Raw genomic sequence first — 1,830 nt, forward strand, 5'->3', positions numbered from 1 at the left:
ATTCTCGGTGCCTCGATATCAGACCAGGGGGACGCGGGACGAATATATGACAGGCCCGCTGAGGCGTCAAACCTACTTTCCGCACTTCTCAGACGCGATATCGCACCACGCCCCTCAGTCGGCGATTTGAAAGGTTGAGGGGGGCACGCGCAGGAGGGCGAGAATTTGCTGGTGCAGCGCGGTGAGTTCGGGCTCGAAGACCTGCGTCAGCCGACCCTGATCGAGTAGTCGGTGCCGCTGGAGCGGTGCGAGGACCTCCAGAATGCGCTCGCTACTGGGCGCTCGGCACTCGCGCTCCTCCGGATAGAGGGGCAGCTGCTTCACTTGGTCGCGCGCCATCCCCCGACGGACGTCGCGCTCCAAGAGGGCGTGGACCAGCAGCGCCAAGAAGTAGAGGAACAACAGCGCCTCGATCCGGGACACGTTCTGCAGCCACACCGGCGCCACCGCGTGGACCGTCTTGAGCTGCTCGAACCGCTTCTCCAACTTCGGCTGGAACTTGTAGGCCTCCAGGATCTGCGGCAGGGACAGTGCCTTGTCATTGGTGATCAGCGGGAACATGCCGTCGGAGCGCGCGTCGGCGGCCACCACGTCGTCTCGCACGCGAGCGACGACGGAGAAGCGCGGCCGGGGCGTGCGCAGGTAGCGCGTGGCGGGGCCCGGGCGCCCGCGTTTCTCCTGCCGATAGACGGGGGTGCTCCCCTGCGCGATCTCGATGCCCACCCAGCGCTCCGCGCCGGATTCCTTGAGGATCTTCCGGACGGCGTCCTCCACCCGCTCCCGCAGGCGTAGGCGACAGCGTGTCCCTTGGAGTTTAGTCTGCAGACGCTCGATCCCGAGGTATGCTTTCTCGATGCGCGCCTGCCGGGTCCGGGCATCCTCCTGGGCCATCAGCGAGTTCCACACCCAGACGATCCGGTAGCCTTCCTGCGAAGGCACGGCGGCCTCCACGACCTGCCACACGTCCTCGGGGCCGCTGGGCCGACGAGGATTCGGCCGTCGCAGGGCATCCTCCCACGGCGGATCGTGCGTCTGGAGATAGGTGCGAAACCATCGGTCCTCCCGCCGGGTCCTCGGCAGCACTGTGATGAAGCGTCCTTGGTGCTGGTCGATGTGCGCGAGCGTCGCCTTCGCGCACAGCTTGGAGTCGGCGACGTACAGAAAATCGCGTCGCCCTGCCAGCCGGCAGAGCGTCTGCCACGTCTCGAGGTGCGTCGTCGAGTCATTCGTGTTGCCATCCAGCGCCTGGTAGTGGATCGGCACCGCCCCATCGGCCGAGACCGTCAGGACGAACAGCAACTGTTTGAGGTCGGGACGATGGTCCTTGTTGTGCCCGAACGTGAGGTGCACCGTCGGCTTCCCGCGCACCGCCTGGCCCTGCGCTGCCCGATACGCCCCCGTCAGGGTGACGGTCGTCGAATCGTTGTGCATCTGCTCCAAGGCTACGGTGAACTCGCGGATCGTGTGCAGGACGACCGTCGTCATCAGGGCCGCGCGATCCGCGTCGAAGAGTCGATCGAGCGCCCGGCCGACCCGGTCGTCATTGAGGAACGCGGCGTCGCCGTCGGCCAAGCCCACCAGCGCGGGCTCGGCCCGCGTGGCCCATTCTTGGAGCGCGTAGATGGGCTGGCGATCGGTGAGGACGATGTGGCGCAGCAGCACCCCGAGGACCGTGGCCGCACGCACCCGACCCCCCGAGGGAAGGGCCTGGGCGAGGAGGCGGTCCACCTGCAGCCGGTCGAGGATGGCATTGATCAGGGGGAGGCCCCCGACGAACCGCGAGTCCAGCGTGAACGTGGGTGGACATACGGGCTTGCGCGTGGAGTGCAC

1 protein-coding gene is annotated in these 1,830 nt (G+C 67.1%); it reads right to left on the reverse strand.

The genetic code is table 11. The features are described 5' to 3' along the window. Positions 1 to 114 precede the first annotated feature (114 nt). Positions 115 to 1,830 (reverse strand): IS1634 family transposase (locus tag Q8K99_10065; GenBank protein MDP2182895.1); only part of this gene is annotated, 1,716 nt, incomplete at its 5' end.

The sequence above is a fragment of the Actinomycetota bacterium genome (assembly GCA_030682655.1).
Classification (GTDB): domain Bacteria; phylum Actinomycetota; class Coriobacteriia; order Anaerosomatales; family JAUXNU01; genus JAUXNU01.